Source organism: Arthrobacter sp. MDT2-34-1 (genome assembly GCF_059091365.1).
Map to the genome: position 1 here is coordinate 1 of NZ_JBNHGO010000164.1, position 409 is coordinate 409.

The 409-nt window shown below is 68.7% G+C and carries 1 protein-coding gene; it reads right to left on the reverse strand.

Annotated elements, in window-relative coordinates:
- Nucleotides 1-409, reverse strand: a 409-nt coding sequence (locus AC5RVV_RS18190; RefSeq protein WP_494002736.1) for a LacI family DNA-binding transcriptional regulator, incomplete at both ends; no start/stop codon positions are given.

Genomic DNA, 409 nt, shown 5'->3' on the forward strand with positions numbered 1-409 from the left:
CCGCCAGGCGCGGGGTCGCCAGGACCAAGCCGTCCACCGAGGCGAGCATGCGCTGCGCGATGAGCACTTCCGTCTCGGCCGACTCCGCCGACTCCGCCAGCAGCAGCGTGTAGTCCCGCTCCGCGGCTGCCCCCTCGGCTCCGCGGACAATGTCGAAGAACACCGGATTGGTGATGTCAGCGACGATCAGCCCGATGGTGCTGGTCCGGCCGGTGGGCAGCGCCCGGGCGAACGGGTTCGCCCGGTAGTTCAGCTGCCTGGCCGCGTCCTGGATCTTCTTTTCCGTCTTGGCGCTGATCCGGCCGGGTTTGCTGAGCGCCCGGGAGACCGTGGACGGATTCACGCCGGCCAGTTTGGCGATGTCATAGATCGTCGCCGAGGATTTCCCGGCCCGCTCCCGTTTGGCGGT